This is a genomic window from Paenibacillus nuruki (genome assembly GCF_001721045.1).
GTDB lineage: Bacteria > Bacillota > Bacilli > Paenibacillales > Paenibacillaceae > Saccharibacillus > Saccharibacillus nuruki.
Window position 1 is genome coordinate 58597 of the sequence record NZ_MDER01000038.1, and the last position, 10644, is coordinate 69240.

The following is a 10644-nucleotide window of genomic DNA, read 5'->3' on the forward strand; positions in this document are numbered from 1 at the left end:
CTATTGACTCCCTTCGCCAACTTTAATCACGTCAAAAAAGTCAGATGTTACTTCTGATTTTGGATAGTCTTGGTATTCAGTAGGCCAGTATCGTTGACGATCAAAGCCAACATTAGAATAAACTAAAGGCAACTGGCGACGGTAAGAAGCAGGAATTCCTTCATCACTCACAAGAATATGAGCATTATTGCCACCTAATCCAAATGCGCTAATACCCGCACGTAAAATGCCTTGTTCATTCCTCCACTTCTGATGTTGTTGCACAATATAAAACGGTGATTGCTCAAATCGAAATCTTGGATTAGGTACTTCACAATGAAGTGTAGGTGGTAACTCTTGATGCACTAGAGAAAGTAACACTTTAATAAAGCTAGCGACTCCAGCGGCGCTTAATAAATGGCCAATATTGCTTTTTACACTACCCACTCCACAGAATTGCTGACGATCTGTCACATCTGAGAAAACACTTGTTAATGCTTTCAATTCAATCGGATCACCAATTAATGTTCCAGTACCATGTGTCTCTATATAACTAATCGTTGAAGGATCAATATTCGCATTCTGTACTGCTTTGTATAATAGTTCTTTCTGTGCTTCTGGATTGGGCGTTGTGATTCCCATCGTATTTCCATCGTTATTTAAGGCACTACCATCAATCACACCATAAATACGATCTTGATCTGCAATCGCTTGGTTAAGCGGTTTTAGCATTACGACTCCACAACCTTCTCCTAATCCTATCCCGTCTGCCTCTGCACTAAATGTTTTGCATCGTGAGTCAGTTGATAATACATTGGCTGACCCTAAGGTTTCAAAAGGAACTTCATCTAATAAAATATCGACACCCCCAGCAAAAGCCAATTCACATTCTCCATTTTGAATACTTTGTACAGCTAGATGAATCGCTGTCAGTGAACTAGAACAAGCAGTATCTACAACCAGATTAGGCCCTTTCAAATTATAAAAATGAGCTAGATGCGCTGCGATAAAATTTTGTCCAATACCGACAATCGTATCTTTAGCTGTACGATTGACTTTAGAAGAATAGTTACTGGTACGTGATCCTACAAATACACCTGTTTGTGTATTGGATAACTGATTTTTGGTATAGCCAGCATCCATAGCTGCTTCGACACTTACTTCTAATAGTTGACGTTGCAACGGATCAATTTGCACCGCCAATGCTTCGCTTATACCAAAATAAGCAGGATCAAATGCATCGATATTTTTTAAAAAAGCACCATATCGTGCATGAGTTATTGAATCATTTGGATGAGTCATTGTTTGTTTCTGACTCTGACGAGAAGCAGGTGCCTGTTGAATACTATCTTTTCCTAATTTTAAATTATTCCAAAATTGCAACGGATCATCGGCATCTGGAAAGTGGCAACCTATACCGATCACCGCAATCTTTTGCTTAGACTCTTGTGGTTCCTGTGAAGCAGAAATAGATGCATTCTGTGATTGTTCAATATTAGCCGATGTTGAACTTTGTCCATGTACTATATTTTTATCATTTGTGAATAAAGTAACTAACTCTAATGGATACGTATATACCAATTGCTCTGCCAATTGTTGAATAGTAGGATACTCTAACATCATAGTTGGGTCTACTGCTGTACCTTGTAGGGTTCGATCTAATGTTGTAATAATTTGAGCCAATAAAATAGAATCTATTCCGTATTCAGCAAACGGTGTACGATCATCTAATCGCGTAACATCTACTTTTAACTCATGTGCAATTAGCTTTGTTAACCAGCTCAAAGTCATTTGATGTAGCTTATCAGACTCAGGCATAGTGATGGATGGTGTAGCCGTATGATCAGATTTAATTTTTTGTTCTGATATTAGCTGATTAGAGAGTATAGGCTTTGGATATTTCATCCATAGAGATGGTTGAGCAATCTCTTGATTGATGATTGCAGGCAATATCACTCTGTTTTTGGATCTATTGATAATGTAATCAAGTAACTGTAATCCTTCTTTATTCGTCATACTAAGTAATCCTGTTTGCTCATAAGGTTTACTTTTAACTTCGCCAAATCCTGTTTCTTTCCAACTGGGCCATTGAATGCTGTAGATCGGATATGAACCTGTATGTGCTTCAGCAAAATAATCCATATACGCATTTGCCATAGCATAATCACTTTGTCCAACAGCCAGAGATGGAATAATCGCTGCAACTGACGAGAATAATATCCAGAATTGTAAAGGTTCTTGTTGTAGGCATTGATACAAAGTATGCAATCCCTGTATTTTAGGATTCATCACAGATTCTACAGACTCTATATCTTTGCGAATAAAGGCTGGATTTATGGGATCAGCTGTACCTGCACAATGGATAACACCACCTATAGAACCTAACACTGAATGGACTTCATGGATGACTTTCTGTAGTTCTTGAACAGATGTCAAATCTACAGAAGTCACATAGACCTGTACACCTTGTTTTTCAAGCTGTACAATCGATCTTATTTTTTCTGCTGTTTTCGAATTTTGAGTATTATATACATGCCATTCTTCTCTTGGTGGTAATAGTTCTTGACCACTTAATACAAGCTTTTTCACTCCGTACTGAGCTACAAAATGCTGAGCACATAACATGCCTAGACCTCTTGTTCCTCCTGTAATCCAAAGTACTTGTTCTTGAGAAAATGAAAGATGTTGGGCATTATGAGCAGAAAAATTAGAGATATTTTCTTCTGGCTTGAGATACGCTACCCAACGTTGCTCTGAACGATAACAAACTTCCACATCTGGAGAATCCAAAAACAGCTCTTGAACAATCGCAAAAGCTGTACTCTCTTCTAGTGCATTAACATCAAAATCAATATGTCTTGAACGTACATGAGCATATTCATGTTGTAACATTCGGTATAGTCCTACACGTTCCGCTCCTTGAAGATGTATAGATGTATTTTGAAAAGATTCTAATCCTTTGGTCACCTGTAATAGAGTGATCGATGTCTTCTGATGGACTTCGATCCAACGTTGAAGCCATAGTAACCAACCGTTGTGTAATGTATGCTGAATTGTACTATTACTTGTAATATCGTTTGTCCATCCCGTGAGATCAATAACGCTTGTAATGGATTTTACTTCTTCATCTGTATTCAACAGCTTATGCTCCAGCTCATCTTCATGCCAGATCAAAGAATGGGGAATCGCAGAAGATAAATGATCTCCTAAAGTTCCTGTCTGATCATTCATTAAAATCACAACATGTTGATTAGAAGGTACTACAACCTTGTTAGTTAATGATTCAACCATAGGACTCATTTGCCAATGCTTGCTGTAGAAGATCGATGTTCGTTCAGGTGTTTCTGATATCTTTTGCACTTTGGTCGGTACGATTGAACTGTTAGACATGAGATCATCTGGAGCCCAGTATCTTTCTTTTGCAAAAGGGTACGTAGGTAAAGCAATACGTTGTGGCTGTGTATCAACATAAAGTAATTTCCAATTGATAGCTAGACCTTTAACCCATAATTCCAACAATTGATTATATTGATGGTGCTCTAGCCACGAAGCAATCATATTCTCAAATCCAAGATCTGAAGACAACATAGATAACATTTCTTTATGCTGCTTAGTATGCCCTCGATATAGCTGATAGGAGTGAGATTGGGTAGTTGATTGTAAATAAGATTTTAATTTTTCTTGCATATCAGATAGCGAATGAGTGACAAATGCTAAGCGCTCTTCCATTGCTTCTCTACCCATCTGCAACGTATACGCAATATTTTGTAGACGATATGCTGAACGATCGGTCTCTAATGTCTCCAACAATTGTTCTACTTGTAAGCGCAGTTGTGATACTGTTTTGGAAGATAATACAATCAGTACAGGATCATTTTCAGGTAAATGACTAACTGCTGTGATGTCTTGATGTACTGTATATTCTTCGATAATAAGATGAGCGTTCGAACCGCCAGCTCCAAAAGAAGAAAGACCTGCTCTTCTAGGTATTTCTTGCTTTTGACCATGTTCCCCAAGTAAAGGTCGTTTCCATTCTGATAATTCTTTTTGCACAACAAACGGAATATGATTAAAGTCGATATTGGGATTCAATACATCTGCATGCAAAGAAGGAACAAGCTGTTGATGCTTCATTTGTAATAGAATTTTAGTTAATCCTGCGATACCAGCGGCGCTTTCACAATGTCCAATATTAGACTTCACTGAACCTATAGCACAGAAATGCTCTTCTTCTGTATTTTGCTGATAAACGGCGTTTAATCCGGCTATCTCAATAGGATCACCTAGTGTCGTTCCTGTACCATGCGCTTCTACATAGCTAATTGTTCTTGGTTCTACTCCTGCTCGGTCAAATGCTTTCTGAATAACTTGAGACTGAGCAACCGGATTAGGAACGGTATAACCATTGGTTTTCCCACCATGATTGATTGCCGACCCTTTAATAATTCCATAAATATGGTCACCGTCTGCCTGAGCAACAGATAGTGGTTTGAGTACAACAGCTCCTACACCTTCTCCAGGTACATAACCATCACCACCTGCCCCAAAGCTTTCACATTTGCCTTGACTAGAAAGAAATCCACCCTGATTCAGCATCAGATACTTGTTAGGATGAACAGAGATATTCACACCACCTGCAATAGCGGTGGAACATTCCTGAGTAATAAGACTCTGGCAAGCCAAATGAATGGCTGTTAACGATGAAGAACACATCGTATCTATAGCCATACTCGGTCCATTAAAGTTACAGAAATATGAGACACGATTCGCAATAGATGCAGGATTTCCACTAAGTGCTACTGAACTATGACTTAACGCTTGCGCTTGTGCTCCATACAATTGATACTCTTCATACATAACACCTACGTAGACGCCTACTTCATTATTTTCATTAGAGTTGGAGTCGTTAGCATTACCCAGTGTTTGTCGGGTATATCCTGCATCTTCTATTGCTTGATATACCGTTTGTAAAAATAATCGTTCTTGCGGGTCCATCATCTCTGCTTCTTTAGGCGAAATATTAAAAAATAGTGGATCAAATTGATCTACTCCATTCATAAATCCACCCTTAATGATATTCTCTGAGGATGTAGAGCCTATCGAGTGTTGATTCCACCGATTCTCAGGAATGTCAGTAATGCAGTCTATTCCGTGTTTTAGATTTTCCCAGTATTGATCCAAATGATCTGCCTGAGGATATCGACCTGATAATCCGATAATAGCAATATCTGTTTCACGTTCTTTTGCAGGCTGGTTTGCAGAATAAGCAAATTTGAAACGAGAATGGATATTGGGTAAAGATTCTTGTCCTGCATCTCTGTATTGACCTGAATATGAAGGCTCTACTTTAGCAACAGATGATGATTTTGGTCTCTTGGTGTTAAATTGTTTATTCAAAATAGCAGAATGAGCTTTGATTAAATATTTTGCTAATGCTGACAATGTCTGATATTCAAACAATAAAGTTTTGGATAATCGACCAAATGTCTGCTCTAATTGTTCTGTAAATTGTAGTGTCGTAATTGAATCTATTCCATACTTTTCCATTGGAGCATTGGCTTCGATCTGTTCTACCGACAACTTAAGAACACTAGACAATGTTTGCTTTAAATACATCATGGTTGCAGATTCTAGATCCATGGATGGTTCTACAGCTTCAGTAGATTGTTTTTCAGATGAATGATTATAGGGTTGTTCTACTGCTCTATTTGTATCTGTTGGTGCTGAGATCATCATTGTAGATTCGATCCAATTCGTTAATTGCTGAATTGTGGTATATTCTACAAACGTTAACGTGGTTAATTTCAATAGAAAAGTCTGATTCAATTGATGAGATAAATCGGTCAACATCGTCTGATCAAAACCATATTCTGACCATTCTGTTTCGGTATCCAGTTCAGAAGAATCTACTTTAAGAATAGTAGAAATGGTGTGTAGTATTTGTTTTTCGACCTTATCATTTGTTATTTTCGCAACAGAGAAAACTTCCTTTTTTCGGGATAATAATGTTGATGATAACTGAGCTTGATTACCATATAGGGTGATGATTTGAGATTGATTTGATGCCATGCCTGCATAAAAAAGATCTAAACCAGTAACCGTAGGCAATGGTCTCATACCTGTGGTACGATACAAAAACTGTGCTGTATCCTGATCAAGATGCATGCCACCTTCTAACCACAGACCCCAATTAAAGCTCACTGTCTGACCGGAACATTGTCCAGATAATACTTTTTGATGACGATCGGTAGCATATTGATCCATAAAAGCATTTGCTGTTGCATAATCAGCTTGACCTGCATTACCGAATGCACTGGCAACCGATGAAAATAATACAAAAAAGTCTAATGGTATAGATTGAGTAGCTAAGTCCAAATGGACAGTACCTGTGACTTTTGGAGCTAGCACTTGATTAAACTCTTCTTCTGTTTTTTTGATAATGAAATTATCCTGAGTCATACCCGCACTATGAATAATACCGTTTAGTGATCCATATTGCTGAGTAATCCATGTGACTAATTGTTGTACAGCTGTCAGTTGAGTTAGATCAAGCTGTTTGTATATCACCACTGCTTCTTTCAATCGTAAAGAGTGAAGTAGAGGTTCAGCTATACTCTCTGCTCGACCTGTCAAAATAAGTGTGGGTTGCTCAACTTGTTGTATAATCTCCTGCGCAAAAATCATTCCTAACCCACCTGTGCCACCGGTAATCAAATAAACTCCGCCATTTTTCCATGGGGAGCGAGTAGTCTTTTTCGGTATAATAATCTGTTCATAATCAGATTGGGTATAACGTTGTTGAGATTCATATCGGATATGTTGATCTATACTATACCGATTTTCTTGCAATTGTGTTATGACTTGCGCAGTTGTCAGAGATGGTTGCGTCTCTATCATTTGAATATTTATATTTGGGTTTTCTAATGTAGCTGTTTTGAGTAATGCTATAAGAGCAGTATGCGATTGTTGAGAATTCTCACGAACAGTAACCATTTGAACCAAAATACGATCTTCTTTATACATTTGCAAAATATGCTTTATTTCTTTAAAGGCTTGCGTAGCTAATTGCTTAAATCGTTGATCTATCGAAATGATTGATTCGGCAACATGTGCTACCTGAACCGGTAATAAAGAAATGCACTGAGCATGAGGTACATGCATCTTCAATTGTTCTGCCAATTCTAAATCCGGCTCACAAAGCATAATAATATACTGATCATATTTATCATTGTCGGCATCTGATCGATGGGTAATCTCTTTTTCTTCCCACTTTGGAGAAAGTAACATAGCTGTTTCATTGCGTATCGCTTTGCTTGTTAAACCTTGTAATCTTACACAAAGAAGTCCTGTATGATCCATCAGATCAATATTTAACTTGGATATAGAAGATTGTACAAATTCATCTTGATAGACATGTGCCCACATCATTGACGTTGTTGGACTATAGATATCTATCTGTTCCAAAGCAAACGGTAAAAATGTCTCTTGCTCTTGGGATTGATCCTCCCTACCTAACCATATACCAATAGAAGTTTGCAAAGCTCCATCTAACATTGCAGGATGAAGTACATAATCTTCGCTATTAAGTTGTAATTCTTCTGGCAACTGTAGCTGTGCCAACCATTCATTTGATCCTGCATATAGATGATGAATCGTCTGATGACGTTCTCCATAATTCATATTCAATTGACGATAAGCTTTATAGCATGTATCAGCTGTAAACTCTTTTATCTGACATCGTTTTTGGATCTGATGAATATCGAATAATGGTTGATCCATAGGCATAGCTTCAATTATAGCGTTCCCTTCACAATGAATAATCGGTTCGGCTAGATGGTCAGATTGCGTGTATATTTCATAACGAATGACATTTTCCTGTTCTGAAAATAAAGCAATGTGTACCGAAGTAGCTACTTGTTGAATCACAAGCGGGTGTTTCCATACTGTTTGTTGCAAAGATACCGAGTACCCTTGTGCTGTTGTTCCATCAATAGCTTGCTCGACAGCAGCTCTTGCCATCTCTAAATACGTTACTGCTGGTAAAAGAGGCTCATCTCCTATACGATGATCTGCTATAAAAAATTCATCACTCTCAAATACTGTCGTATATTTTTGCACACTCATATTGGAAGTGTTGGTATGAACTAAAGGATGAAGTACAGATTGAGAGCCAGACATCGATTCTACTTCTGATTTACACGTCTCTTCGACTTCAGGAATCCAGTAACGATCACGGGCAAAAGGATACGTAGGTAAACTTAATTTTTGAAATTTTTCAGTTGAATATACTGTATCCCAATTCAAGTCTATCCCATTAACCCATAATTCAAGCAGTTTGGAATACTTCCCTTTTTCAATCCATTGCTGAATAGTGGCTACCATATCTTCATCATTAGATAAAAGAGGTAACGCAGGCCTATCATTCTGTATTTCACCATAGTATACCGATGAAGGAACATGTTCCGATTCTACATAGTCTTGAAGCTGATCAATAAGATTAGTGATCGAAGAAGCTACAATGCCCAAACGAAAATCCATCGCTTCTCTACCTGTACATAAAGTATAAGCAATATCAGCCAAACGCTGATCTGTATACGTTTGTTGTATTAAATGATCGTGTAAGTGTAGCACTACCTTTTTTAATCGTTCTTCGTTTTTGGCAGATAATATAATCATTACTGGTTGTACAGGTGTAATTAATTGTTGTGCGACAGGGGCAGATCTATATTCTTGAATCACAATGTGAGCATTGGAACCGCCTGCACCGAATGAAGACACACCAGCAGTCAAAGGAACTTCAGTCATCACATGATCTATTGCGATCACAGGACGCTTCCATTCACTTAATTGATGTTGCACAATAAAAGGTGTTTTAGCAAAGTCGATATTAGGATTAGCCGGTTGTGAATGAATAGACGGAGCAAGTGTACGGTGCTTCATTTGCAGTAATACTTTGGTTATGCCTGCGATTCCTGCTGCACTTTCGCAATGTCCGATATTCGATTTGGCGGAACCAATAGCGCAAAATGAACGATCTGATGTATACCGATCAAACATTTTGGTAAGACCAGCAATCTCAATAGGATCACCTAACGATGTACCTGTACCATGAGCTTCAATATAACTAATACTTCTAGGATTGATGTCTGATTCTTGTATTGCTTTATCTATCACTTCTGCTTGCTGGTTTGGATTAGGAACCGTATAGCCGTTCGTTTTGCCTCCATGATTAATCGATGTTCCTTTAATAACTCCATAAATATGATCTCCATCTGCTATCGCTTTGGATAAAGGTTTGAGGATAGCTGTGCCGACGCCTTCACCAGGAACATATCCATCTCCACCTTCTCCAAAACTTTCGCATCTACCTTTACTGGATAAAAAATGCCCCTGTGTTAGCATGACATATTTGTTAGGATGTACAGAGACATTGACTCCACCTGCTATCGCTACTTCACATTCTTGCTTTTGCAGACTCTGACAAGCCAGATGAATCGCCGTTAATGACGAAGAACACATCGTATCAACAACCATACTCGGTCCATGAAAATTAAAGTAATAAGATACACGATTAGCAATAGATGCAGGATTCCCATTCAATGCAAATGGTTCTTTATGAATTTTTTGAGATTCTACACCATACAATTGATATTCTTGATACATGACACCTATATATACGCCCACTTTATTCACTTTTGATTGATTGGTGGATTGAACTAAATTAGTACGAGTATACCCAGCATCTTCTATAGCCGCATATACATTTTCTAAAAATAATCGTTCTTGCGGATCAATACGTTCTGCTTCTCTCGGAGAAATATTAAAAAAGAGTGCATCAAAACGATCCACTCCGTTTATAAATCCACCCCATTTACCAGAAACCTTACCCTCATTAGCGGGACGTTGAATATCAGTATGCACTTTATAGTTCCAACGCTCTTGAGGTATCTCTGTAATGCAGTCTTTTCCATTTTTTAAATTGTCCCAATACTGCGATATATCTTCTGCTTCAGGATAACGCCCTGCTAATCCAATAATAGCAATATCGAGTGCTTTGGAAGACGTATGCTCTGTTGTTGTTAGAGCATGATTAGCAGGCTCAGCAACACTTTTAAGATTAGTAGATACTTTGGAATATCTTGTATTCTTGGTGTTTCTTAATTCTAGAGAAGCACCGCGTGGTGGGTTCTGTTCTGGTTGTTTGTTGGAATGATTTCCTTTACCGGTGTCCAAAAGCTGAATTAATTGTTTACGATGTGATGTTAAAAAGTATTCTGTTAACTCTTGTAGATTATGATATTCAAAAAATAATGTTTTGGAGAGTGAACCAAACACAGTTTCTAACTGATCTGTTAATTTCATAACCATGATAGAGTCTATTCCATATTTTTCGAGCGGTGCATCTGCTTCAATCTGTCGTTCAGGTAGCATTAACACCGAAGATAACAATGTTTTGAGGTACTGAACGGCTTGATCTTGAAGCTCATCATCATTTGCAGAGTTTTTATGGATAGGATGTTCTATAGATGGTGTAGAAAGCTCATTATGACTAGAAAGCAATTGTTGCAATTGCCTAGCCCCTTCGATCTTATCTATCTTTCCTTGTTCAATCTGTTTGTATAGATGTGATAATGATTCATTCAATGTTAACACCTCATTTCTTTA

The 10644-nt window shown here is 37.9% G+C and carries 1 protein-coding gene; it reads right to left on the reverse strand.

The annotated features are described in order from the left end of the window. Window positions 1-10623: an SDR family NAD(P)-dependent oxidoreductase gene (locus PTI45_RS10865; RefSeq protein ID WP_069327599.1), complete on the reverse strand. Its 10623-nt coding sequence runs from the start codon at window positions 10621-10623 to the stop codon at window positions 1-3. Window positions 10624-10644 lie beyond the last annotated feature (21 nt).